The 26,347-nt window shown below is 42.5% G+C and carries 21 protein-coding genes; 14 read left to right on the forward strand and 7 right to left on the reverse strand.

Annotated elements, in window-relative coordinates; all coding sequences use genetic code 11:
- Positions 1–72 precede the first annotated feature (72 nt).
- Complete coding sequence (gene moeB / locus F0145_RS22760) at positions 73–1,146, forward strand: HesA/MoeB/ThiF family protein (RefSeq protein WP_150092350.1); 1,074 nt, start codon at positions 73–75, stop codon at positions 1,144–1,146.
- 136 nt (positions 1,147–1,282) lie between these two features.
- On the opposite strand, the gene F0145_RS22765 is transcribed toward moeB, so the two are convergent.
- Together F0145_RS22765 and F0145_RS22770 are read right to left on the reverse strand one after the other, a co-directional pair.
- A complete protein-coding gene (locus F0145_RS22765; RefSeq protein WP_150092352.1) occupies positions 1,283–1,888 on the reverse strand; it encodes a hypothetical protein in 606 nt (201 codons plus the stop codon).
- A gap of 4 nt (positions 1,889–1,892) precedes the next feature.
- Positions 1,893–2,405: an RNA polymerase sigma factor gene (locus tag F0145_RS22770; protein ID WP_223816209.1), complete on the reverse strand. Its 513-nt coding sequence runs from the start codon at positions 2,403–2,405 to the stop codon at positions 1,893–1,895.
- A gap of 377 nt (positions 2,406–2,782) precedes the next feature.
- On the opposite strand from F0145_RS22770, the gene F0145_RS22775 reads away from it, so the two are divergent.
- From F0145_RS22775 to F0145_RS22800, 6 genes are all read left to right on the forward strand, one after another.
- Positions 2,783–5,215 carry a penicillin acylase family protein gene (locus tag F0145_RS22775; protein ID WP_150092356.1) on the forward strand — a complete coding sequence of 811 codons (2,433 nt, stop codon included), beginning with the start codon at positions 2,783–2,785 and terminating at the stop codon, positions 5,213–5,215.
- Positions 5,216–5,281: 66 nt separating this feature from the next.
- Positions 5,282–5,623: a hypothetical protein gene (locus F0145_RS22780; protein ID WP_150092358.1), complete on the forward strand. Its 342-nt coding sequence runs from the start codon at positions 5,282–5,284 to the stop codon at positions 5,621–5,623.
- Positions 5,624–6,898: 1,275 nt separating this feature from the next.
- Entirely contained in the window at positions 6,899–10,069 is a 3,171-nt protein-coding gene (locus tag F0145_RS22785) for a SusC/RagA family TonB-linked outer membrane protein (protein WP_223816212.1), read from the forward strand.
- Positions 10,070–10,079: 10 nt separating this feature from the next.
- Complete coding sequence (locus F0145_RS22790) at positions 10,080–11,642, forward strand: RagB/SusD family nutrient uptake outer membrane protein (RefSeq protein WP_150092360.1); 1,563 nt, start codon at positions 10,080–10,082, stop codon at positions 11,640–11,642.
- A 225-nt stretch (positions 11,643–11,867) separates the two neighbouring features.
- Positions 11,868–14,267, forward strand: coding sequence for a prolyl oligopeptidase family serine peptidase (locus F0145_RS22795; RefSeq protein ID WP_150092362.1), 2,400 nt, complete (start codon positions 11,868–11,870; stop codon positions 14,265–14,267).
- 14 nt (positions 14,268–14,281) lie between these two features.
- Positions 14,282–14,764, forward strand: coding sequence for a GNAT family N-acetyltransferase (locus tag F0145_RS22800; protein WP_150092364.1), 483 nt, complete (start codon positions 14,282–14,284; stop codon positions 14,762–14,764).
- A 194-nt stretch (positions 14,765–14,958) separates the two neighbouring features.
- Here F0145_RS22800 and F0145_RS22805 read toward each other — a convergent pair whose 3' ends face one another.
- A complete protein-coding gene (locus F0145_RS22805; protein WP_150092366.1) occupies positions 14,959–15,780 on the reverse strand; it encodes a phosphatase PAP2 family protein in 822 nt (273 codons plus the stop codon).
- Between the two features lie 162 nt (positions 15,781–15,942).
- Between F0145_RS22805 and F0145_RS22810 the strand changes: the two genes are divergently transcribed.
- Positions 15,943–16,617 carry a hypothetical protein gene (locus tag F0145_RS22810; protein ID WP_150092368.1) on the forward strand — a complete coding sequence of 225 codons (675 nt, stop codon included), beginning with the start codon at positions 15,943–15,945 and terminating at the stop codon, positions 16,615–16,617.
- Positions 16,618–16,825: 208 nt separating this feature from the next.
- Positions 16,826–18,079: a methionine adenosyltransferase gene (metK, locus tag F0145_RS22815; protein ID WP_150092370.1), complete on the forward strand. Its 1,254-nt coding sequence runs from the start codon at positions 16,826–16,828 to the stop codon at positions 18,077–18,079.
- 80 nt (positions 18,080–18,159) lie between these two features.
- Here metK and hpf read toward each other — a convergent pair whose 3' ends face one another.
- From hpf to F0145_RS22835, 4 genes are all read right to left on the reverse strand, one after another.
- Positions 18,160–18,459: a ribosome hibernation-promoting factor, HPF/YfiA family gene (gene hpf, locus F0145_RS22820; protein WP_150092372.1), complete on the reverse strand. Its 300-nt coding sequence runs from the start codon at positions 18,457–18,459 to the stop codon at positions 18,160–18,162.
- A gap of 23 nt (positions 18,460–18,482) precedes the next feature.
- Positions 18,483–19,361: a tyrosine-type recombinase/integrase gene (locus F0145_RS22825; RefSeq protein ID WP_150092374.1), complete on the reverse strand. Its 879-nt coding sequence runs from the start codon at positions 19,359–19,361 to the stop codon at positions 18,483–18,485.
- 74 nt (positions 19,362–19,435) lie between these two features.
- Positions 19,436–19,630, reverse strand: a complete 195-nt coding sequence (gene rpsU, locus F0145_RS22830; RefSeq protein WP_146898138.1) for a 30S ribosomal protein S21 — start codon at positions 19,628–19,630, stop codon at positions 19,436–19,438.
- A 128-nt stretch (positions 19,631–19,758) separates the two neighbouring features.
- Positions 19,759–20,898: an acyl-CoA dehydrogenase family protein gene (locus F0145_RS22835; RefSeq protein ID WP_150092376.1), complete on the reverse strand. Its 1,140-nt coding sequence runs from the start codon at positions 20,896–20,898 to the stop codon at positions 19,759–19,761.
- Between the two features lie 70 nt (positions 20,899–20,968).
- Between F0145_RS22835 and F0145_RS22840 the strand changes: the two genes are divergently transcribed.
- Genes F0145_RS22840 through F0145_RS22860 form a run of 5 tightly spaced genes read left to right on the forward strand, consistent with a single transcriptional unit; the run spans position 20,969 to position 26,299 of the window.
- Positions 20,969–21,154 (forward strand): hypothetical protein, encoded by a 186-nt coding sequence (locus F0145_RS22840; protein ID WP_150092378.1) that lies wholly within the window; start codon positions 20,969–20,971, stop codon positions 21,152–21,154.
- A 23-nt stretch (positions 21,155–21,177) separates the two neighbouring features.
- Positions 21,178–22,062, forward strand: a complete 885-nt coding sequence (locus tag F0145_RS22845) for a polysaccharide biosynthesis/export family protein (protein ID WP_150092380.1) — start codon at positions 21,178–21,180, stop codon at positions 22,060–22,062.
- 52 nt (positions 22,063–22,114) lie between these two features.
- The gene (locus F0145_RS22850; RefSeq protein ID WP_150092382.1) at positions 22,115–24,541 is read left to right on the forward strand and encodes a GumC family protein; all 2,427 of its coding nucleotides are present in this window, start codon (positions 22,115–22,117) and stop codon (positions 24,539–24,541) included.
- Between the two features lie 8 nt (positions 24,542–24,549).
- Positions 24,550–25,293, forward strand: coding sequence for a tyrosine-protein phosphatase (locus F0145_RS22855; protein WP_150092384.1), 744 nt, complete (start codon positions 24,550–24,552; stop codon positions 25,291–25,293).
- 19 nt (positions 25,294–25,312) lie between these two features.
- Entirely contained in the window at positions 25,313–26,299 is a 987-nt protein-coding gene (locus F0145_RS22860; protein WP_150092386.1) for an NAD-dependent epimerase/dehydratase family protein, read from the forward strand.
- Positions 26,300–26,347: the final 48 nt, after the last annotated feature.

A 26,347-nucleotide genomic window follows, 5' to 3' on the forward strand; every position in this document is an offset into this window, starting at 1 on the left:
TAGCCAATAGCTGTTTTTGTACAAGAGCTAAAGAAGGGATAATTTATACCGGGGAGAGATTTATAGAAAGCCATGCTGGAGTCAGAAGAACTGAAACGTTATAACCGCCACTTGCTATTACCCGAAATTGGTTTTGCTGGTCAGGAGAAACTAAAAGCTGCCAAAGTGCTGGTAATAGGAGCAGGCGGCCTGGGTTGTCCGGTGCTGCAATATTTAGCGGCGGCCGGGGTGGGTACCATTGGAATTGTAGACGACGATGTAGTTGATTTTAGCAATTTGCAACGCCAGATATTATTTGCTACCGTTGATGTAGGCCGCAAAAAAGCCGAAGTATCCGCCGAAAAACTCAAAGCCCTTAATTCTTTCGTTACCGTTCAGGTTTACCCGGAGCGACTTAACTCAGAAAATGCGGCTGAACTTTTCCGACCGTACGATTTAATTGTAGATGGTTCCGATAATTTCCCGACGCGCTACCTCGTAAACGATACCTGTGTAGCCCTGAATAAGCCGCTTGTGTTTGGCTCGGTATTTAAGTTCGATGGCCAGGTAGCAGTATTTAATTACCAGAATGGCCCTACTTACCGCTGTTTATATCCTACGCCACCCACCGCCGACGAATCACCGAACTGCTCCGATATTGGTGTTTTAGGTGTGCTGCCCGGCCTCATAGGCTTATACATGGCCAACGAAGTAATGAAGCTGGTTTGCGGCATCGGTACTCCGCTGTCGGGAAAATTATTGTTGTTAGATGCCTTGGAAAACCGCACGAGTATTTTCACTGTCCGGCGCAGCGCGGCTGCCGACCAACCGGCGCCCGAAACGATTGCCCCGGAAAATTGCCAGGCCCCTAAACCCATAATTGCCCAGGTTTCTTTAATGGAACTAACCGATTGGCTGGAGCAGGAAGAAGACCAACTTTACCTGGTAGATGTGCGGGAGCCCCAAGAATTTGCTGCCTATAATTTGGGCGGCGTAAATATTCCGTTCGCTGATTTACCAAATAAATTAACGCAATTGCCCCAGGATAAAACAGTTGTGTTTTGTTGTGCTACCGGCCAGCGTAGTTTGGCGGCGGCAACCTTGGTGCAGGATGCTGGTTTTACCGGTGAGGTGTACAACCTGCGGGGTGGTGTTTTGGGCAGCTAATTTATTAACCAGCGTTACGATAGTTTAGGATTAAGACTCGCTAATTAATAGCCGTAAATATTAATAACATTATTTATACAGCGAACTAATATGCTAAAATGCTTTCTAATGTTTTGTGCACAGTAGTTTGTATTCGTTATTTATTTTCAAATTCAATTAGTTTGCTTAGGTAAGCCTCCGAATTTTTTAATATCTGGTCATATTTTTTGTAAGCTTTCTGGCTTACAGCTATCATAACCGTAAGCACTACTACAGAAATCAAAACAAAGATTGAAAGTGCTTTAGGATTGCTATATACAGGTATTTTGTAAATATATTTTAAATAGATTGGTGCTAAAGTTAACAACCAGAATGCTACAATAGCAATATCGTATTTAGCATTAGCGGCCATATGAATTCTAAAGTTGCAGATGGTTTTTTGTAGCTGAACCAATGAAACCGTATAATTAGGTTTTTCTATAGCCAGATGAGATACAAAAGACCAGAGCATGGCTAAACCACCCATAATAGCCGGTAAACTGTACGCAATTTCCTCAATTATCATTACAGCCGTTCCTATAGAAATAAAGCAATAAAGTAAAGCTAAATTTCTGCCTATTAAAGACTTATTTATAATCTTGTTAATCGCTCCGGTAGTATTTTCCAGGTTCATTTTAAGCAGCAGGTTTTCATTAAGTCTAATTTTATTCTCTAAATGCTTATCTTCTTCTTTCCAGGTATTTTTTAATTCATCAAGATTCATGTAGTTAATTATTTGCAATAGAAATGCTTTCTTTCAATTTCTTTTTAATCCGGTTTATTTTTGTGCCCACGTTGGTTTCGGTAAGTCCAATAATATCTGCTATTTCTTTATAGCTTTTATCTTCTAAGTAAAGAATAATTATTGCTTTGTTAAATTCATTTAATCTGTTAATAAACTTATACAACTGTTCTGTTTTACTTATATATTCTTCTGAAAAATTAGCCTCTTCTGCTATCTGAAAGATTGTGCCGTCGTAGGGAATATTCGTTTTCTTTCGCTTAAAATCTTTTCGGTAATGTGATATGGCCACATTTAAAGCTATCTTGTAAATCCAGGTAGAGGGTTTAAAATCCTTATTGTAGTGCTTTAACGATTTCCATAATTGAATTATAATTTCTTGTTCCAAATCCTTTCTGTCTTCAGGGCTTTGGCAATAAGCATAAACTACCTTATATAAGATTCTTCTATGCTCCTTTAATATTCCAATAAACCATTCTTTTTCCGATGCTGAATTCACTTTAAGATTTTGGTTTATATATTATTCGCAAGACTTACAAGAAAATCACAGAAAAGCCGATGTTTTTTAAATAAAAAATGGATGCGTGTTATTACAGGTGCGTAGCGATTACAAAACCTACCAAGCTGGTGCCTAAAAGTGACAGGATAAACGTAGTTGGCGGTTTAAACCAAATATTAAAAGAAGAATGATTATTCTGTTCTTATTAAGTATTTCTTTAAATCTAAATTAAATATTCTGGCAAAACAATCGTCCAGAATTTAACTTATTGCAACTTATTGTTAAGGCCACGCAGTATAGGCTCGCTGCAGAAAAAATATTCTCCTCTTTATAATTTATAGAATTTAGGTATCTTGAATCCGCTATAAACATAAATTATGAAGTGGCTCCGGGCGATTCTTTCCTTAATTATTCTTTTAGCTTTAGTTTATGCATTAAATACCAAGTTTGGCGATGTGCCGCCCGTAGGAAAGTTTTTGAGCCCATTTACCGGTTTCTGGCAGCAAGCCGAAAGCAAAGACCTGGCCGCTGAAGAAGAACTAACCTTACCGGGCATACAGGATAATGTTACCATCCTGTTCGATAAAAGCCGTATTCCGCACGTTTTCGCCCAAAACGACCAGGACCTTTATTTTGCCCAAGGCTACTTAACGGCACGCGACCGGTTGTGGCAAATGGAGTTTCAGACGCACGCGGCGGCCGGCCGTATTTCCGAAATTATTGGCAGCAAAGCCATCGATTTTGATAGGTTTCAGCGGCGCATGGGCATGGTGTACGGGGCGCAGCAATCGCTGGCCGGTATGATGGCCGAGCCTACTACCCGTACCATGCTCCAAAGTTATACGGCCGGCGTAAACGCCTATATTGCCCAACTATCGCCCAAAACTTACCCCCTGGAATATAAATTATTAGATTACGCCCCTGAACCCTGGACGCCGCTGAAATGTGCCCTGCTGCTGAAAGTAATGGCTTACGATTTGGCAGGCCGCTCCAACGATTTGCGCATGATCAATATTCTGCGAAAATATGGCCCGGAAGTAGTTAAAGATTTATTCCCGAATTACCCGTTTCGCGAAGATCCTATTGTGCCGGTGGGTACCGAACTCGATTTTAAGCCGCTAAATATTCCGGCTGCGCCTGAAAATTTTATGGCAGAATTTTCGAACAAAGTACTGGAAAAAGAGCCGCCCGCCGAATTAGGCAGTAACAACTGGGCCGTAGCCGGCAACAAAACCACTACGGGTTTCCCCATGCTGGCCAACGACCCGCATTTGCAGCTTAATTTGCCGTCTATCTGGTACCAAGTGCAACTGGTAGCACCGGGCGTAAATGTGTACGGCGTTTCTATTCCGGGTGCGCCGGGTATTATTATTGGCTTTAATAAAGAGGTAAGCTGGGGCGTAACCAACGTAGATGCCGATGTGATGGATTGGTACCAGATAAAATTTAAAGATGCCACCAAAAAAGAATATTTCCACGACAACCAATGGAAACCGGTGCGGCAGGTAATAGAAAAAATAAAAATAAGAGGCGGTGCTATCCGCAACGATACTGTTTATTATACCCACCACGGCCCGGTGGTATACGACCGCCCGGAAGAAGTTTTTAACAAGCAAACGCCGGTAAGCCACGCCATGCGCTGGATTGCCCACGATAAATCGAACGAGCTGCGTACGCTTTACCTGCTTAATCGGGCGCATAATTACCAGGATTTTCAAGAGGCCTTGCAATACTGGGTAGCCCCGGCCCAAAACTTTGTTTACGCCGATGTGCACCAGGATATTGCTCTGTGGCCCAATGGTAAATTTCCGCTGAAATGGAAAACCCAGGGCAAATTTACCCTGGATGGCAGTAATAAAACCCACGATTGGCAAGGCTGGATTCCGGCCGCACAAAATCCGCACGTGAAAAATCCGGCGCGGGGTTTTGTGTCTTCGGCCAACCAGTTTTCGGCTGGCCCGGATTACCCGTATTATATAAATTGGGAGTTTGCCCCCGCCGATCGGGGTATCCGGATAAACCAACGGCTTGCGGCCATGCAAAAAATATCGCCGGACAGCATGCGCGGCCTGCAAAACGATAACTTTAATATTAACGCCCAAACTGTATTGCCCACGCTGTTGGCTCAGTTAGATAAAAATAAATTAAACCAAACCCAGCAACAAGCATTTCTGGAACTTTCAAAATGGCAATATTATAACCACCCAGACCAACTCAGCCCGACAATATTTGAGGTGTGGTGGCAAGCTTTAAGCAAAGCTATCTGGGACGATGAGTTTGGGAGCAAAACCGGGTTAGAAATGCGTTACCCTAACCGCGACCGCACCTGGCATTTAGTTTTGCAGGAACCCCAGGCCAAATGGTACGATAATATTCATACGCCCGCCAAAGAAACGCTGCCCATGCTGGCCCAACAAACTTTTGTTGCTACTATTGATTCGCTGGCAAAACAGCACGGCGCATTAGGTAAAAAGTGGCAGTGGGCCAACCACAAAGCTACTTCGGTGCAGCATTTGGCTAAATTGCCGGGCTTTGGCCACGAAAATATATTTGTTGGCGGTGGTCGCAATATTGTAAATGCCACTTCGGAGCGAAACGGGCCATCGTGGCGCATGGTAGTGGCCTTGGGGCCGCAGGTAAAAGGCTACGGCATTTACCCCGGCGGCCAGTCGGGCAACCCCGGCAGCTTTTACTACGACAACCTGCTGGAAACCTGGCGACAAGGCAAACTTAATGAATTGGTGTATTTGCAATCTCCAACTGATGGTAATGCTCAGTTCGTATCTAAATTAAGCTTGCGGAAAAAGTAGCGCAGCTGGTTTTAGAATTATTAATTTATAATAAATAGATCTTAACTGTTTAGCCAAACTAAATTTATGCGTTTATTTTTATTGCTGTTAGTTTTAAGTTTTGCCTTGCAGTGGGTTTTACCCTGGTGGATTTTGGCCATAGTATCTTTTGTTCTGGCTTTTTGGTTGGCTAAAAAAGGTAGCGGCGCCTTTTGGGCAGGCTTTGGTGCTATATTTTTGGGCTGGCTGGGTTTAAGCTTATTTTTTCATTTGCGCAACGATGGCATCTTAACCAGCCGGGTTGCTACACTTTTTACGTTGCCGCAACCCTGGTTGCTCTTGTTGGTTACCGCGGTGGTGGGAGGCTTGGTTGGTGGTTTAGCGGCTTTAACCGGCTATTTTTTCCGTCGGGCTTGGGTTCAAAAGTAATATTCATACGGTTGCAAAAGCGCTACCTACCCGATTGGCTGAACGCATTCCATTCAGGTTCTCTTGTTCTTAAATCAGCAATAATATAATTGTTTTTGTAGCTGTTAACCCCAACAGCCTGCTTGTTTGGGCGCTAATTTAATCCAACGGATTAAAGCAAACTTGTGATGCTCCTGTTTTTACAGTTAGCATTAGCGCTTCTGGCGTCTAATATATTCCAAAATATCGTTGCTCTTACCAGATGTTGCCATAGGTTATTATGGCTTTATAATCAGCTAGCGCCTAAAAAATTGGGTATTTATTACTTTGCCACAATCTTGTATAGCTAAGGGTTTTTACAAGTATCATCAGAATGCTATTTGTAAATTGTTGATGGATATTTGTAGTATTCCAATAAGTATTTGCTTGAATATTTTAAATGCAATGAAAATTATAGAAATTTAATATTTTAAATAAATTTAAATAACCTGGCAATACAAGTTTAAAATAGGGCAGTTTTAACTAAAAAGGCTTTTTGTTATGGTTTAATATTATGCCAATTTATTCAGATAAAATTTAATGTATAAGCTTAAGTGTTGAGAATATTTAATCATAATGCAGTTATAATAAATTATAATCACCAAAACTTGTTCCTGGAGATGAGGAGAAAAATTTAAAAATTTTAAAAACAGCCTTCACATTAAATATATTTTACAATTGGGTTGATATAAGCAAATTGATTTAAAATATTTCAGGTTTAGGTTATTAATATTAAATATTATTTAATCCTGAATATGATATAATTCCTGTTTTAAGGATGAATTATTTTTTTATATACAATATAACTTTAATTTTGATATTGTAAACTGAACTATCTAACAAACAAACAAGCTATTATGACTTCTAAAGCAAACTTTCGTTCCCCCTATCTTTTATAGTACCTGTCCCTACCGTTTAGTTTGGGAAGAATCAGCTTGAAATTAACTGATGCTTCAACGTTGGTGGGTTAACCGGCATTTGACAATATTGTTGAACCAGCCTGGGTAAGGTTAAACAAATATTGTAACTGGTTGTTGATTAACCAATTGTGTGGTTGAGTGTTAAACTAAAACAATGCTGCCTATTTTCAAACTACTATCCTGAATAAGCAAAAGAAAGGCGTAAGCTTTGCCTCTTGTCTATTTTATTTAAACAAACCCTTACAAACAACAAACAAACCTTATGACAAAATTTTTATTCATGAAATGCATGCTGCTGCTTTTCTTAATAAGCGAAGTAAGCGCGCAATAGCGACCAATATCGGGTACTGTAACCGATGGCGCTTCCAGACAAGGCTTGCCTGGTGTAACAGTTCTGGTAAAAGGTACTTCTACCGGTACCAGCACCGATGTGGATGGTAATTATACCATTAATGTACCTGCTTCAGGTGTTTTAAGCTTCAGTTTTATTGGTTACACTACCGTAGAGCGGGCTATTGGCAATGCTACTACCATTAATGTAACCTTAAACGTAGATGCCGCCCAGTTAAACGAAGTAGTTATTACGGGTTATTCTACGCAAACCCAACAATCTTTTACGGGTTCGGCCAAAGTAGTTAGCGGCGAAAACTTAGAAAGAAAGAATGTTTCTAACGTTTCGCAGGCTTTAGCTGGTGAAGTAGCCGGGGTGCGGGTTATTAACACCAGCGGTCAGCCTGGTTCTACCGGCACCATCCGTATCCGGGGTTTAGGTTCGGTAAACGGTAACCGCGATCCTTTATATGTAGTTGATGGCGTGCCTTTTACCGGTAACCTTAACGCCATTAATCCCGCCGATATTGAGTCGGCTACGGTACTGAAAGATGCGGCTGCTACGGCTATTTACGGTTCCAGAGGCGCCAACGGGGTAGTGGTAATTACTACTAAAAGCGGCAAAGGTAAAGCTTCTTACATTGAGGCTGATGCCAGCACGGGTACCAACATGGCTTTGCTGCCCCGCTACAGCACCATTAAGTCGCCGGAGCAATATATTGGCTTAGGCTGGGAGGCTTTGTACAACCAAGGTGTGGCCTTAAATAATGCCAACCCTACCAACTTCGCCAACACCCGGTTATTCTCTACTTCTGGTATCCGGACCAATTATAACATGTGGAATGCCACAGCTGCCGAATTAATTGATCCGGCTACCCGCACTGTAAGACCCGGCGTTACCCGGAAATACACTCCGGAAAACTGGGAAGATTTTGCTTTCCAAAACGCGGCCCGCAACGAGGTAAACGTTAAGTTTGGCGGTTCTACCGGTAAAACAAATTATTATTCTTCTTTCGGTTTCTTAGACGACCAAGGCTATATTATTAACTCTGATTTCCAACGTTTATCGGCCCGTTTAAATGTTACCCAGGAAATTAAAAAATGGTTAACCGGCGGGGTAAACTTTGGTTATGCCAGAACCGAAAGCAATAATAACGGCCAGTCAGAAGATTCAGGTAGTATTTTCTGGTTTGCCGATAACATGCCGCCCATTTATCCTTTGTTTATGCGCGATGGCGAAGGTAAATTACTCACCGACCCAATATTTGGCGGTAACCGCTTTGATTACGGTGGTGGTTCTAATGCTACTTCCCGTGGTTTTGGTGGTTTAACCAATGCTATTTCGGATGCTACTTACGATGTAAACCGGAATAACCGGAACGAACTGAACGGTAGCGCCAACTTAAACTTTAATATTCTGGAAGGCTTAACCTTTGAGAACCGCTTGGGTTTGCAGTATTACAACGATAAATATGTAAACCGGGGTAATAAATATTACGGCAGTTCTGCTTCTCAGAATGGTAGCCTTTATACCGAAAGAGAAGAGTTAACGTCTTTTAACTTATTAAATTTATTAAGATACAATAAAACTTTTGGCCAACACGGTATAGAAGCTTTAGCCGCGCACGAAGCCAGCAACTGGCGCCGGAGCCTTTTAATTGCTTCGGGTTATAACCTGGTAGATCCGGATTTGTTAGACTTGAGCAATGCGGTGGTATTTAACCCATCTAATTCTTACACCAATGCTTATTCTTTAGAAAGTTACTTCGCGCAGGTTAACTACGATTTCTCTAAAAAATACTTCTTATCCGGTACTATCCGGCGAGATGGTTCTTCCCGGTTCCGCGAAGATAAATGGGGTACGTTTGGTTCAATAGGTGCTGCCTGGTTAATATCCAGCGAAGATTTTATGAGCAATCTGCCTATTCTAAATAATTTAAAATTAAAGGCTAGCTACGGCTTAATCGGCGATCAGGCGGGGGTAGGTTACTATCCGGGGTACGATTTATTTAACGTTGATAACTTAAACGATGCGCCGGCTTTCTCTTTCTACACCAAAGGTAACCCCAATTTAACCTGGGAAACTTCTAAGATGTTCCAGACCGGAATTGAATTTAGTTTAGGCGAATTTTTAGACGGTTCATTGGATTATTATATCAAAAACACCGACAACTTAATATTCGAAAGAAGAGTTGGGCCTTCTATTGGTTATGCCTTATTGCTGGTAAACGACGGTAAATTAAGAAACCGGGGCTTTGAATTTGATTTAACCGGCCATGTGCTGAAAACCGAAGATTACCGTTTAGACCTGAATGTAAACGGCGAAATTTTTGATAACGAGATTACCGAAATGCCTTTAGACCCGGTTACGGGCAAGCAAAAACCCATAGACGTGCAAGCGCCTTACGGTTGGTCGGTAGGTCATTCTATTTTTGATTTTTACATGCGCGAATATGCCGGTGTTGATAAAGTAGATGGCAGAGCTATGTGGAATGTAGTATACAACGACGCAAATAATAATAATACAGTAGATGCCGGCGAAGGTATCGCTGACTTAACCAATTATTTAGCTGGTAATCCGGATGTGCAGGAATCTGACCTGAAGACCACTACTACCAAAACCTACACCAGTGCCACTCAGAAATACATTGGCAAATCGGCTATTCCTAAAATAAGAGGCGCCTTTAACTTAGCTGGCGGTTACAAAGGTTTTGATTTAAGTGCGCAGTTTATTTATAGCCTGGGTGGTTATGCTTACGATTACCGCTATGCTTCTTTAATGGGCAACGGTTTAATTGGTAGCAACAACTGGCACACCGATATTTTAAACAGATGGCAGAGCGCCGATGCACCAGGCGATGGCGTAGTTCCGCGTCTTTCTAACAACGCCGATTTAAACGCAGCCGGTGCTTCTACCCGCTTCCTGACCAAAGCCAATTACCTGGGCCTGAACAATGTGCGCTTAAGCTACACCGTTCCGGCTAACTTAACCGAAAAAGTTGGTTTAGGTGGTCTTACCGTATGGGTATCCGGCGATAATTTATGGATTAATACTGCTCGTAAAGGCTTTAACCCTGCTATTTCGGAGGCTGGTAGCTCTAACCGCGATAATAACCAAAGCAGATACCAGTACAATCCTTTATCTACCTTAACCGGTGGTTTACGCGTTAAATTTTAATTAAACAGAAATGAAGAAAAATATATATTTAATGGGTGCAGTTGCTCTTTCGTTTTTGGTGAGCAGTTGTAAAGATGATTTTCTGGATGAAAAACCAACCCAACGGTTATCGCCGGAACAAATTGCCAAAGCAGCGGAAAAAGACCCTACTTTGTTAAATGGCAGTATTGCGGGTTTATACGCTACCATGTATAATACCGAAACTGGCGGTACCACTAACCACGACGATTTCGGCCAAAAAGGCTACGATATTTTCAGCGATTTTCTGGTATCGGATGTGGCTTTGGCCGGTACAAATTACGGCTGGTATACCACCGTGGTACGGTATCAGGCTACTAAAGATTTTACGGGTAACCCGGCTTACCAACCGTGGCGGTATTATTACCGGCTTATTTTGGGCGCCAATACCGTAATAGATGCCTTGGGTGGTTCAGATGCCGAGCAAACCTTACCGCAAAACCGTTATACCATGGGCCAGGCCAAAGCAGTTCGGGCTTACGCTTACTTTTACCTGGCGCAGTTTTATGCAACCGGTTATGGTAATGGCACCGAAAAAATATTGCCTATCTACAAAGATACCAATTCGCCGAACCAGCCAAAAAGCACTACCGCTGAGGTTTATGATTTTATCGTGTCGGATTTAACCCAGGCCATCGAATATTTAGACGGCTTTAACCGGGCTTCTAAAGACCAGATAAATCAGCAGGTAGCAAAAGGCTTATTGGTTTACGCTTTATCGGCAAGGGGTACAACCGCCGATTTAAATCAGGTAGTTAAGCTTACCGATGAAGTTATTGCCAATGGCGGTTTCCGGTTGTTAGAGAAAAACGAAGTAGTTGCCCAGATTGATCCGGCTACCGGCCGTGTGTTAAATCCGGAATCGGGCTTTAACAATGTAGCTAGCCCAAGCTGGATGTGGGGCGTAGACCTTACTTTAGCCAATAACCTCGACCTGGTATCGTGGTGGGGACAAATGGATATTTTTACTTACAGCTATGCCTGGGCCGGTGACCCTAAAACCATCGACAAAGGCTTGTATGATGCCATTCGGGCCGACGATGTTAGAAAAAATCAGTTTGATCCGGAAGATGGTGGTGTTGAGCAATTCTACGAAGAAGATGGCTACGCCGAAGGCGACATGGACTTAATGCCGGTAAATAAATTCTTTGATCCGGCTCGCGTAATTGGTGGTCAGCGTAATGTGGTTACCGATTACGTGTACATGCGCTTAGAAGAAATGTATTTATTAAACGCCGAAGCCAAAGCCCGGTTAGGCCAGGAAGGTGCCGCCAAAGACATTCTGAAACAACTGTTAGCCAAAAGGCTAACCAACGTTAATTATGTAGATGCTTTGGGCGGACAAGCCTTGCTAGATGAAATTTACCTGCAAACCCGCATAGAATTATGGGGAGAAGGCAAAGCTTATTTAGCCATGAAACGCCTGAAGAAAACCGTTACCCGCGGTTCTAACCATTTGTTCGAAGCCGGGAAATCGTTTACGTATGACGCCGACGAATTAACTTTCCCAATTCCGCAGGCCGAAGTATTAAACAATCCAGTGCTGAACCAATAAGTAGTTTTTAGATAGCTAATAAGCTATCCGGAAATTATAATTTAACTAATAGTATTACAAGGGCTGTTCGCAAGAGCAGCCCTTGTTTTTATTATCAGCAACCGCTATAGCGCGGATTTACTTCCGTGCATTTCTGAATATAAATAATGGCGGGTAAACAAGAGCAGCCATGCTGTTTTTATCAGAATTTTATTAAAACTTGTACCGAATTTATTTCCTCTTGCTATGCTTCTTTCCAAACGGTTCAATATTCTAATATTTACAGTTCTATCGGGTTTATTCTCCCAAACAGGTTTTTGTCAGGGAAACGCTACGGCCACCCTAACCATAGACCAAATAATGCAGGGAACGGCTTTTACCGGCACTTCGCCCAGCAATATTTCTTGGTCGGAAAATGGCCGGCAAATATATTTCCAGTGGAACCCCGATAACAACCGCCGCGATTCTTTATATACCGTTAATGCCGATGGCAAAAATATCCGGAAAGTAACGGCCTCGGCAAGCCAGTTATTGCCAACTAGTAACGGGGCTTATAACCGCAACTACACCCAAAAAGTGTATGAAAAAAACGGCGATATTTATTTGCTGGATGTAAAATCAGGTAAAATAGAGCAGCTTACCAATACCGTAGAGCGAGAATATTTGCCGGACTTTACTTTCGACCAAAAGAAAATAGCTTTCCTGCAAAATAACAATTTGTTTTACTTGCACTTGGGTTCCGGCCAGTTGGTGCAGCTAACCGATTTTAGAAAAGGCCCCAAACCTACTGACCCGGAAGCGCCCAAAAGCGAACAGGAAAAATGGCTACGCAGCCAGCAACCCGCATTATTAAATATTGTAAAACTTCGCGAAGCTGATAAAGCCACAGCAAAAGCCCAGGTTAAAGCCAATACCCGAAATCGGCCCTTAACAATTTACCTCGGCGATAAAGCTGTAGATAATATAGTACTGAGCCCCGACGAACAATATATTACTTACCGTTTGTCTGCTTCGGTGGCAGCTAATACCCAAATAGCGCAGGTGCCAAATTTTGTAACGGGTTCAGGCTTTACCCAAAATATTGCTACGCGCCCCAAAGTAGGTCATCCCCAGCCGGCTTACGAAATGGCTGTTTACAACCGCCACCAGGATACAACTTACCAAGTTCCTTTCACAGATTTGCCGGGTATAAACGAAGTACCAGCTTTCCGGAAAGATTATGCAACTAAAAAAGAAAATACGCCAAAGCCTCGCGCGATAATAGCTTACGGGCCGGTTTGGTCCGATAATGGAAAAAATGCCTTGCTGGTAGCGCGCGCCCAGGATAACAAAGACCGCTGGCTGCTTAGTTTTGAGCCAACTACCCGTACTACCAAATTATTATACCGGCAACACGACGAGGCCTGGATTAATGGCCCTGGTATTGGCTACGGAGCCGGCGAAATTGGCTGGTTACCCGATAATGAGCACATCTGGTTTCAATCGGAAGAAACCGGTTATTCGCACTTGTATACCGTAAATATTAAAACTGGCGCCAAAAAAGCTTTAACCCACGGCAACTACGAAATATCAAACCTGCAGCTATCCCGTAATAAAAAGTACTGGTATTTTAATGCAAACAAAAACCACCCCGGCGATGTTCAATTTTACCGGTTGCCCCTACAGGGCGGCGAAGCCATTGCTTTAACGTCTTTGCCCGGCAGCCACGAGGTAACTTTATCGCCGGACGAGAAAACGCTGGCCATCCGGTATTCTTACAGCAACAAGCCCTGGGAATTGTATTTGCAGGATAATCGGCCAGGGGCTAAACCCAAGCAAGTTACCAATTCGTTACCCCCCGCTTTTAAGGCCTATAACTGGCGCGAACCCGAAGTATTATCTTTTAAAGCCGCCGATGGCGTTAATATTTTTGCCCGATTATACCGCCCGGCCCAAACCGTTGCCAAAGGCCCAGCGGTAATTTTTGTACACGGAGCCGGTTATCTGCAAAACGCGCATAAATGGTGGAGCCAATATTTTCGGGAGTACATGTTTCATAATTTTTTGGTTGACCAAGGTTATACCGTACTGGATATTGATTACCGGGGCAGCTCAGGTTATGGCCGCGACGTACGTACCGGCATTTACCGCCACATGGGCGGCAAAGACCTCTCTGACCACGTAGACGGCGCTAAATTACTGGTAGATAAGTACGGCGTGGATGCCAAACGCATTGGTATTTATGGCGGCTCGTACGGTGGCTTTATTACCTTAATGGCCATGTTTACGCAGCCTGATGTTTTTGCAGCGGGGGCGGCCTTGCGATCCGTTACCGATTGGGCGCATTATAACCACGGCTATACTGCTAATATTTTAAATGAGCCTTTTACCGATAGTCTCGCTTATGTAAAGAGTTCGCCGATATATTTTGCTGAAGGCTTAAAAGGTGCCTTACTCATGTGCCACGGCATGGTAGATACCAACGTGCATTTTCAGGATATTGTGCGGTTGTCGCAGCGGTTAATTGAGCTTAAAAAAGAAAACTGGGAATTAGCCGTTTACCCCGTAGAAGACCATGCTTTTACCGAACCGAGCAGTTGGGCCGACGAGTACAAACGCATTTTTAAACTCTTTGAAACAAACTTAAAACCTGCTGTTAAGCCTTAAACCAGTTTCTATAAATGTCAGCAGAATATACCAAGGGCGATTTTATTATTTCCATTGATTCGGCTAAACTGCAGTTAGCGGTTATTTACGAATATTTAGCGAAAGAATCTTACTGGGCCGAAAATATTCCTCTGGAAGTGGTTACGCGGGCAATCGCCAACTCTTTAAATTTTGGCTTGTACACGGCATCAGGTGAGCAAATAGGTTTTGCCCGGATTATTACCGATTATGCCACGTTTGCTTATTTAGCAGATGTTTTTGTGTTGCCGGAATACCTGGGGCAAGGCTTATCTAAATGGTTAATGGAATGCATTATGGCGTACCCCGATTTACAAAACTTACGGCGCTTTATGCTCATGACCCGGGATGCCCATACTCTTTACACTCGTTTTGGCTTTACGCCGCTAAAAGATGCCGCTAATTGTCTGGAAATAGCACGGCCCGGCCTTTACAAACCAGAAACTGATACAGTAGAATTAGTTAGAGATCCAGCCTAATATTTAAACCTATGCCGAATTGAATTAAGCTGCAGCTAAAAGAAAAACCTCACAGATCCCAAAGACCTGTGAGGTTTTTTCATTTAGATACTTAAGGACGACAGTTTAACTCCTCAGATATAGCCGCACTAAAAAATATTGAATTTTATTCCTTTAAGTTCAACAACCAATAACTAACTACTAACAACTTAAAATCAGAACTTATAACTCAGCGCCATACCGTTCGAAATCTCATCCATTACCGGCATAACTACTGGCGTAACAGAGAAGCCGGAAGCATTTCCTTTTTTGTGTAAGTGCGGTACCAAAATACCCACGGCGGTGCCAATAGAATATCCGGTTATTACATCGCTTAAAAAATGCTTGCCGGCTTTAAGACGTAAATAGCCCACAGTGGCTGGTACAGCGGCAGCAGCTCCCCAAACAAAAGGTCGGGCCGGCGAATCGGGGTTAAAGTCATGAAAAACTTTGGCCAGGAAAAAAGTAGCCGAGGCGGTAGCGGCCGGGTGCCCCGCAAAAAAAGCATTGCGGGCGTTTTTGCTGGTTCGGTCCTTTAGGGGCGCTTCGGTGCCATATACCATGGGTCTTTTACGGTCTACCAGGCCCGCCGTCATGGCAAATAAAGTACCCGTTACCGACATGGTTTCGGCGTAAAGCAAAAATACCTGGGGCGCATTCTGGTAAACATCTTTGTCAAGGAGCAAGGCTAAAGGCGCTACAAAAGAACCGTAAAACGGAATATCGCTCGTTTTCTTAGCCGATTCGCTATAATAGCCCGCCGAAAACCGGTCGAAAGAATTTATGTCGTTTTTAGAACGGGAAAGCGTTAGGGCCTGGGCTTCCGGAATACTTTCTTTCTGACTGATAAAATAAACACCCAATCCGCTTAAACCAACACCGGCTATGGTTACCGGCAAATCTACTTTCAGATTGGTTTTGTAAGGCGAATTGTCTTGGCCAAAAGAAGCAAAAGAAACCTGCAATAAGGTAAACAGAAGTAATATTTTATTCTTCATAAAAGTTTATATCGTTTTTTTAATACTTGAGTGGTTTTGAAACGGTAAACCTGGGGTAAAAGTTTTTAGATGCAGCCTGGTATGCCCCGCAAGCAGGGTACCCGAACGGTTGTTGGTAGAAAGAAGCATTAACCGTATCTTTGGTGGCAGAAACCTACCCGCATGGCGCCAAATAAAATATCTAAACCCGAAGCCTTTATTCTTTACATTACTTTCGGGCTGCTTTTTTTTGGCATTGTGCTATCGCGCACCGACCGTTATTGGTTCGATTTTACTTACACCGCCGAAGATGGCTTTATTGAATGGGTGACGTTGCTGCCACTAATAGCAATGATGGTTATTAGCGGAAAACGAATAATTAAATTATACCGGGTACGCCGGCCTTTGTTTTTAGGTGCTTTGGCCGGGTTTATGCTGCTTTGCTTTTTTTTAGCCGGCGAAGAACTTAGCTGGGGTCAGCGCTTTTTAAATTTAGAAAGCTCCGAATTTTTTAAAGCCAATAATTCGCAGAAAGAAACCAACCTGCACAACCTGGTAGTTGCAGGGCGCAGCATTAATTTAATTATTTTTTCCCGAACGCTGATTGTAGTTATGGCCGCTTACCTGGTAGCTTTACCTATATTTTACCAAAGAAGACCTGCCTTTAAAAATATAGTAAATTCGCTGGCTATTCCGGTACCACAGCTTTACCAAACTATTTGTTTTTTTCTGGTTTTCGGCTTAATAGCACTTTGCCCTTCGGGCCGCCGAGCCGAATTATTAGAATTTTGTAGTTGTTTTTTGCTTTTTCTCATCTTTAAATATCCCCGCAATAAAGAAATATATAGGGTAACATAAGCATACGCTGGAGCACTTTAGCTACTCATTTTGGTTATAGGAAAATTAATAATCTGACCTATATCTGCCTGACAACAAGGGGCCATTGCGTACTGAAATTTAGGTAAATAGGTTGTTCTTAAGTAAGAAATAAAGTTTTAACTCTGCCGGATTTGTTTTAGCTTTGCGATAACATAGATAATTAAATATATTTTACTCATATAAAGAAATGCCATATTTATTTACTTCTGAATCCGTATCCGAAGGGCATCCGGATAAAATTGCCGACCAGATTTCAGATGCCCTGATTGATAATTTTTTAGCCTGGGATGCCGATTCCAAAGTAGCTTGCGAAACCTTGGTAACTACCGGACAAGTATTTTTGGCCGGCGAGGTAAAATCGCAGACTTATTTAGATGTGCAGAAAATTGCCCGCGAAGTAATTCAGAAAATTGGCTATACCAAGTCTGAATATATGTTCGAAGCAAATTCTTGCGGGGTATTATCGGCTATTCACGAGCAATCTGCCGATATTAACCAGGGCGTAGACCGGTTGAACCGGCAGGAGCAAGGTGCCGGCGACCAAGGTATGATGTTTGGCTATGCCACCAACGAAACCGATAATTACATGCCGCTGGCATTAGACCTGGCGCACAAAATATTAATTGAACTGGCTGCTATTCGGCGCGAAAATGGCGAAATTGATTATTTACGCCCGGATGCTAAATCGCAGGTAACCATCGAGTACAGCGATGATCATCGCCCCATCCGGATTGATGCCATTGTGGTTTCTACCCAGCACGATGATTTCGACAGCGAAGCAGCCATGCAGCAAAAAATTCGGGAAGATATTATTAATGTATTAATTCCGCGGGTAAAAAGTCAGCTTAAACCAGAACTGCAAGCTTTGTTTACCGATGCTATTAAATACCACATTAACCCAACCGGTAAGTTTGTAATTGGTGGCCCGCACGGCGATACCGGCTTAACCGGCCGTAAAATTATTGTTGATACTTACGGCGGTAAAGGTGCGCACGGTGGTGGTGCTTTCTCGGGCAAAGACCCATCTAAAGTAGATCGCTCGGCTGCTTACGCTACGCGCCACATTGCCAAAAACATGGTAGCTGCCGGCGTAGCCGACGAAATATTGGTGCAGGTTTCTTATGCCATTGGGGTTAAAGACCCCATGGGTATTTATGTAAATACTTACGGTACGGCCAAAGTTGGTTTAACCGACGGCGAAATTGCCCAGAAAGTAGGTGAGATTTTCGATATGACGCCTTACGGCATTGAAACCCGTTTAAAACTGCGTAACCCAATTTATGCCGAAACTGCTGCTTACGGGCACATGGGCCGGAAAAATGAAACGGTAACCAAAACTTTTTCGGGTAATAATGGCGATAGCCGCCAGGTAGAAGTAGAATTATTTACCTGGGAAAAACTGGACTTTGTAGATCAGGTGAAAGCTGCTTTTAATTTATAAGCCTGCTAATTACCTCTAAAAAAGAGCGGCCTGACTTCATGAAGTCAGGCCGCTCTTTTTTATTTTATACAATCCTGTTTTTAATGCGTAGCTAACTTTTCTTTGTATTTTTTAACCTGCCGCGATAAAATATCCAAGGCTTCGTCGGTTGCATTTTCAAAAGTAGCGCCTTCGGTTTTGGTAAAAAGCGTTTGCCCGGGTACAAACAGCTTAACTTCTACAATTTTATTATTTACAGGATTATTATTATCAAGTCTTAAATATACCTCGCCATCTGTAATTCTATCAAAAAAAGTATCCAGTTTATTAAGTTTCGTCTGAATAAAATCTAACAAAGATTGGTCGGCATCGAAGTGGATGGAATACATCTGTAGCTTCATAGTTTATTAATTTTAGGTTGAACTTATGCTTTCGGATGCGCTTTATCGAAAATAGACTTCAGCTTTTCGATAGAGTTATGTGTGTAAACCTGGGTAGCCGCCAAACTCGTATGCCCCAACAAATCCTTGATAGCATTCAGGTCGGCACCCTTATTTAATAAATGGGTAGCAAACGAATGGCGCAATACGTGCGGACTGGCGTGTTCGGAGGTGGTTATTAAACTCAGGTGTTTTTTCACAATTCTATAAACAAGCTTAGGATAAAGCGGAAGCGCTTTCTTAGTAACGAGCAGTTTTGCGGTTAAGTTATCCGGAAATTTGCTTTTTTTCTTTTCCAGGTATTTTTCAATGCTTATTAGAAGGGTATCATTGATTGGTACAATTCTTTCTTTGTTGCCTTTACCAGTTACCCGTACGGTTTTACCAGTCATGTTTAAATCTTCATCGGCAATGCCAATCAGTTCGGCCAGCCGAATGCCGGTGCCGTACAAAAATTCCAGAATAAGCTTATCGCGCTGTCCTTCAAAAGTATCTTCAAAGGCAAAAGCATCTAAATATTTATTAAACGTTTCTTCTGAAACAAAAGCCGGTAATTTTTTTGAAGTTTTAGGTGGTTTCAGCCGCAACATAGGATTTTTGGTAATGCGGTTGTTGCGAAGTAAAAACTTGTAGTACGAACGTAAACAAGCTATTTTGCGGTTAACGGTGCGGGCATCCAGGTCTTTTTGCACCAACGAAACAATCCAGGACCGAATAATTGCGTGGTCGGCTTCGGCCGGATCAGTTATATTGTAAACAGAAGCTAAGTAAGCAGAAAATTGTCCGAGATCGGTTTGGTACGAGAGCAGCGTATGGGGGCTGTAGCGTTTCTCGTACCGCAGGTATTTAAAAAATAATTCCATAAACAAGTGGCTGTGCCATATCCTACACAGCCACTAATTTATGGAATTAAACTATTAAAGCTAGTAGCTAAGTACTAGTAATTTTCGGTAGCGAAAAGTTGTTGCTTGTAAACAGCTCTCTCTCTTTGTCTTTTCTTAGACACAGATGGTTTTTCAAAATACGTGCGGGCGCGTAATTCTTTCAGAACGCCGGTTCTTTCAAATTTCTTCTTGAATCTTTTAAGAGCTCTGTCTACTGACTCGTTATCTTTTACGTTAACAATTATCATGTTTAAATATTTGTATTTTTCTTTCAGGATTGCAAATGTAAGCAATTAATACTGAAAATCAAGGAGAAGGTTTAAATTTTAAATATTTTTAAACGCTACCTTTTACTTACCCTACTTACCCTCTATAATTACCGCAGTACTTCCCGCGCAATCACCAGTTTTTGAATTTCGGAAGTGCCTTCGCCAATGGTGCAGAGTTTGGCATCGCGGTAATATTTTTCGGCTGGATAATCTTTAGTGTAGCCGTAACCGCCAAATATTTGCACGCCTTCAGTAGCCGCTCTTACCGCCACTTCTGAGGCATAATATTTAGCCATTGCCGATTCTTTAGTCGCATTTATACCCCGGTTTTTCAAATCAGCAGCCCGGTAAGTAAGCAGCGCTGCCGCTTCTATTTCAGTAGCAATATCGGCCAGTTTAAAAGAAATACCCTGAAAATGAGCAATAGGTTGGTTAAACTGCCGGCGTTGCTGGGCGTAGGCTAAAGCCGCTTCGTAAGCTCCCTGGGCTATGCCCAGGCTTAAAGCTGCAATCGAAATTCGTCCGCCATCCAGCACCTTCATCGACTGTACAAAGCCGTCACCAACCTGCCCCAGAATATTGTCTTTATGCACCCGACAATCCTGCATAATCAGTTCGGTAGTTTCGGAGGCCCGCATGCCCAGTTTATTTTCTTTTCTGCCGTGGCTAAAGCCTTCGTGCGGTTTTTCTATTACAAAAGCCGTCATGCCGTGCGAATCGCCTACTTCGCCGGTACGGGCTATAACTACCGCTATGTTGCCCGATTTACCATGGGTAATAAAGTTTTTGGCACCATTTAGTACATAATAATCGCCATCGGGCACTGCCACCGTACGCATATTGCCGGCATCGGAACCAGTGTTGGGTTCGGTTAAACCCCAGGCACCAATCCATTCGGCGGTTGCTAGTTTGGGTAACCAGCGTTGTTTTTGTGCTTCGTTGCCAAATTGCAAAATATGGCCGGTACACAAAGAGTTATGGGCCGCTACCGATAAACCAATAGAACCATCAATTTTGGCTATTTCGGCTATGGCCGTTACGTATTCCGGATACCCGAAACCAGCGCCCCCGTATTGCTCCGGCACCAATACTCCCATCAGGCCCAGTTCGCCTAATTGTTTAAAAACTTCGATCGGAAATTTCTGGCTTTCGTCCCAGTCCATCATGTAAGGCCGAATATGTCTGGCTCCAAAATCCCGTACCATCTGGGCAATTATTTCCTGATTTTCCGTTTTAACTAAATTCATGTGGTGTTGCCTGGTTGTTGGTTACGGTGTTATTACAAGATAATAAAATATATAGTTTTGAAAGGAGGAATTGAAAAGATTTTTGCGGACATTATTGGCCTTGTTTGTAAACCGTGCGCCAAAATACCGAAGATTAGAGCCAGTTGCAGACGAAATATTACCCGATGCCGGCACAATATCTTTTGATACCCGCCTGATTTTGTTTTACTTTGCAGGCGTTTTGTTAAAAATTAATTTAACAGAACCCAATATTTAGTTAACTCTTTTTTCTTGTATTAAATGCAAGCTATTCTTAAGCCTAATTTACTCCGTCTTTTTATAATCCTTTTTGCCCTTTCTTTTTATTCCTGTCGCAGCTATAACCAGAATATTATGTTCCGGGGCGAAGGGAGTGTTAACCTGGATAAGCTAAAACAATCTTTGGCTAACGTAGAGCGCAATTATATTATTCAGCCGAACGATTACCTGGATGTACGGGTTTATACCAATAAAGGTGAACGGATTTTTGACCCGAATGGAGAGTTGCCTTTTGGTGCGCCGGGTGGAGGTGCTAGCCAGCGAGGAGGTAATCGAACTAGCGGGGGGCAAAATAATCAGATTAGCAACTCTCAGTTTTTGGTCCAATATGATGGAAGGATAAAGTTGCCGATGGTGGATTATGTGAAAGTAACGGGCTTGACCTTATTACAGGCGGATAGTCTACTACAGACACTTTATGCAACGTATTATGTTGATCCATTCGTAACAACGCAGGTTACAAATAATCGTGTGTTCGTATTGGGCTCTCCGGGAGGGCAAGTTATCCCAATGACCAATGATAACATGAACCTGTTGGAAGTTATTGCTTTAGCTGGGGGAGTTGATGGAGGTAGAAGTGGAGGGGGAACTGCTCTTGGACAATCGCGATTTGGTCGTGCTGATAAAATAAAAATTATTCGGAATTACATGGATCATGACCCAATTGTGCAGGTGGTGGATTTAACCACAATTGCAGGATTAAAACAGGCGAGCCTGCATATTGAACCAAACGATGTGATTTACATAGAACCAAACCAGCGGTTATTTTTTGAAGTTTTCCGGGAAATTGCGCCAATTGTGAGTACTGTATTAGGCACGGCAAGTGCTATTATTACTACTGTTTTATTAGTAAACAATTTAAAGTAGTTCTGAGTAGGTATATTGAAGTTAATCAATATTAATAAATATTAGCTAGTTAATGGCATTAGAAAAATTCGCCGACATTGATGAACTCAACAGCAGAGTTACTGATACGGATTCAGAAGAGGAAGGCGGTAGTGACGTAGATTTTGTAACGCTTCTGGCTGTAGCCCGCAAAAGCTTAGTTTGGGTGATTTTACTCATTTTGCTGGGGCTTACAGCTTCTTATTTGTTTTTACGATATACCAAACCAATCTACAAATCATCATCTATTATTAAAATAGACGAGCAATCACAAGCGGGTGCATTAGGTTTAGGTGGTCCTCTAAGTGACCAGCAAGCTATTTCTTCTTTATCCGGGGAAATAGAATTAATTAAATCTGATTTAATATACGAGAACCTGAAGCGGCGGCTTAATTTGAATGTAAGTTATTATGCATTGGGGAATGTATTAAGCGAAGAATTGTATAATAATTCGCCATTTAAAATTACGTATGATATAAAAGACGGAAGATTCTACAACAAAAAAATTAATGTGGATTTTCTGGATGCGAACCGTTTCAGGCTGTCGTATCTGGTGGGAGAAGAAGAAATTTCCGGCGATTACCGCTTTGGTGAAAAGATCGATAAAAAAGAAATCAGCTTAACACTTTACCCCAACAATAATTTTGGCGAAGGTACCCTGGACGGTAAATATTACTTTGTTATAAATAGTGATGGTGCCCTGAATGCCTATTTTAACCAAAACCTTTCGGTAGAAATTGTTAATCCAGATGCCCATACCGTTGGTATTTTTTTTACCGATTTTAATCCGGCCAAAGCCCGCGATATTGTAAATAAAATAGATTCGGCTTACCTCGAACAGAAGATCAGGCAAAAAAACTTAGCTACCAGTCAGATAGAACAATTTCTGAACGAACAGCTAAAAGAAACCCAGGATAACTTGGCTAACTCAGAAGGGAAAATGGAAAACTTTGTGCGTGAAAACAGAACGTACGATGTTAAAGCCGATGTAAGTACCCAAATAAGCAAGCTGGAAGAATTAGGCAAAGCGCGTCTGGATTTAAGTATGCGGATATCGCTCTTACGGGATGTAGCTCAGTTGATAAATAACGATAGTGAGTTGGATCAGGTAATTCCGTCCTTAAAGGCCGTAGAAGATCAGGAGTTAAGCCAGCGAATAGCCGAACTCAGCGACATGCAGCTTTATTACAAATTGCTACTACGCTCTTATAAACCCGAAACCGAAGCCGTAAAACGTGCCCAGAAAGAAATAAGCCTGACGAAAGAAGCTGCCAGTAAATTATTGGACCAGAATATTCAGCTGCTGGAAAAAGAAATAGCTACCATTAACGGCAACATGGGTACAATAGAAGGTAAGCTACAAAGTATGCCGCAAAAAGAAACCGAACGGGCCCGTTTAGCCCGGGTTTTTGGCCTTTACGAGAAATACTACCTGAGTTTGATGGATAAAAAGGTAGAATACGGTATTTCCAAAGCAGGTACAGTCGCTGACTTTCAAATTCTATCGCCGGCTTCGCTGCCCAGTAAGCCAATATCTCCAGACCGAATGATTGTATATGCCATTGGTTTAGCTAGTGGTTTAATGCTGGGCATTGGTTTAATTGCTGGTCGGTACTTTATGCACAACACCGTTACGAGTGTGGCTGAGATTGAGCGTAGCACAAAAGCCGCTGTACTAGGAGTTGTACCATCTTATACCCGCGAAAAACTTAATATTTCAAAACTGATTGTCGATAAAAACCCCAAATCGGCTATTAGTGAGTCTATCCGCTCTATCCGGACTAATCTGGAGTTTATAAATGCATCTTCTAAAAAGAAACGTCTAATATCGGTTACCTCTACCGTAAGCGGCGAAGGTAAAACTTTTGTGGCCGTAAATCTGGGGGGTATCATTGCTTTATCGGATCAGAAAGTAATTGTTCTGGACTTGGATTTACGTAAACCTAAAGTACACTTAGCTTTCGAAACCGAAAATATTATTGGAATAAGTACCATCCTGATAGGCAAACATTCAGTGCAGGAGTGTATCCAGCAAAGTAATATTCCTAATCTGCATTTTGTTTCGGCTGGCCCAACACCTCCTAATCCGTCGGAGCTAATTTTAAATACCCGTTTCGACGAAATGCTGGAGGAATTGTACCAACTGTACGATGTGGTAATTGTGGATACGCCACCGGTAGGGCTGGTAACCGATGGGATTTTAGTTATGCGCAAAGCCGATGTGCCTATTTATATTGTTCGGGCCGATTATTCGAAGAAGTCGTTCCTGAAGAATATAAACAAGATTATGAAAACAAATAACTTTACCCGACTTACTGTAATTCTGAACGATGCTAAAGGCATGGCTGCAGGTTATGGTTACGGTTATGGTTACGGCTACGGCTATGGTTACGGGAATGCTTACTACGACGATGAAGTCCGGGAAAGTCCTTGGAAGCGTTTCAGAAGAACCTTTATGTAATATTCTGAATGTTAACGGCTTTTAAGAAGTTTTTCCGGAAAAATAATAACGGCAGCCCGTTTGCCGAAATAGCCGTAGATATGCATTCGCATCTTTTACCCGGCTTAGACGATGGCGCGGATACTATAGAAAAATCGCTGGAAATGATACAAGTTCTAGGCGATTTAGGCTACCGCAAGCTTATTCTTACCCCGCATATTATGGGCGATTTTTACCGGAATACACCTACTGGTATCCGGGAAAAACTAGCTTTGGTAAGAACGGCGGTAAAGGAAAAAGGCTGGGAAATGGAGTTGGATTGTGCCGCCGAATATTACCTAGACGAATGGTTTTTAGGTAAAATAAAAGCCGAAGAGCCGCTGTTGAGCTTTGGCGAAAATTACGTTTTAATTGAAACTTCCTACATAAATGAGCCTTTCAACTTTAAAGAAATTATTTTTTCGCTGAAAGCCGCCGGCTACATGCCGGTACTGGCACATCCGGAGCGGTATACATACTTATATAACCGACTAGATGCCCTGGAAGAAATGCATGATCTAGGGGTTTTATTTCAGCTAAACCTTAATTCGTTTTCGGGTTATTACTCGCAGGCAGCTAAAAAGGTAGCCGAAAAGTTGGTAGATTTAAAACTCGTACATTTTGTCGGGAGCGATGCGCATGCGCTCCGGCACCTGGAAATATTACCCAAAGCCGCTGCCAGCTCTTATTTTAAAAAAGCATTGGCTTTGCCCTTGCGCAACCCGCAACTTTAATTTCTAAAACTTCCTGCCAATGATTTTTATTACCGGGGGTACGGGCCTGATTGGCAGCTTTCTGATCCGGAAATTGCTGGCCGATGGGGCGTCGCTAAAAGTATTGTACCGGCAGCACATTCCCACCGAATTTAAAAACGAAAGCAGAATAGAATGGATTAAAGGCGACATTTTAGATACTACTTTAATGCGCGACACCATCCGAGAGGTGAGCCAGGTTTACCATTGTGCCGGTTTAGTTTCGTATGCGCCCCAGGATGCCGCTTTGTTAAAGGAAATTAATGTAACCGGTACGGCCAATATCGTAGATGCTTGTCTGGAAAACCCGGGTGTTAAGTTATGCCACGTTAGTTCAGTTGCCGCCATTGGGCACGTTAAAGGCAAACAAATTTTAACCGAAGAAACTAAGTGGGATTTGAATGCTGCACATTCGGCTTACGCTAATTCTAAATATTTCGGCGAACTGGAAGTGTGGCGGGGAGTTGCCGAAGGGCTGCAGGCCGTTATTGTAAACCCCTCGGTGGTATTGGGGCCAGCTTCCGACTGGAGCCGGAGCAGCACCCAATTATTTAAATACGTTTTTGAAGAACGTAAATTTTATACCCGGGGCAGCGCGAATTTTGTGGATGTAAGGGATGTTATTAAGGCAATGACTGCTTTGATGCAGGCTGATATTAGCGGTGATCGCTTTATTTTAAATGCCGGTTTGCTGTCGTACGAAGCATTTTTTAACCAGGTGGCCGGTTGTCTGCAGAAAAAAGCACCTTCGGTAAAAGTCCCCGGGGTATTAACCGAAATAATTTGGCGGGCTGAGGCCGTACGATCTTTTTTTACCCGTAAAAGACCTTTAATAACTAAAGAAACGGCCCGTATTGCCAAAAAGAAACACATGTACAGCAACGAGAAAATTAAAACCAAGCTTGGATTGGAGTTTGTACCGCTAACCCAAACCATTAATTGGTGCTGCCAGGAACTTAACCAGTTGCATCGGGCCCAATTAGCTTAGGTTAAAAGTAATGCTTGTTGTTAGAAAAAGAGGCTGTATTTTTGCAGC

The sequence above is a fragment of the Adhaeribacter rhizoryzae genome (assembly GCF_008629685.1).
Taxonomy (GTDB): Bacteria; Bacteroidota; Bacteroidia; order Cytophagales; family Hymenobacteraceae; genus Adhaeribacter; species Adhaeribacter rhizoryzae.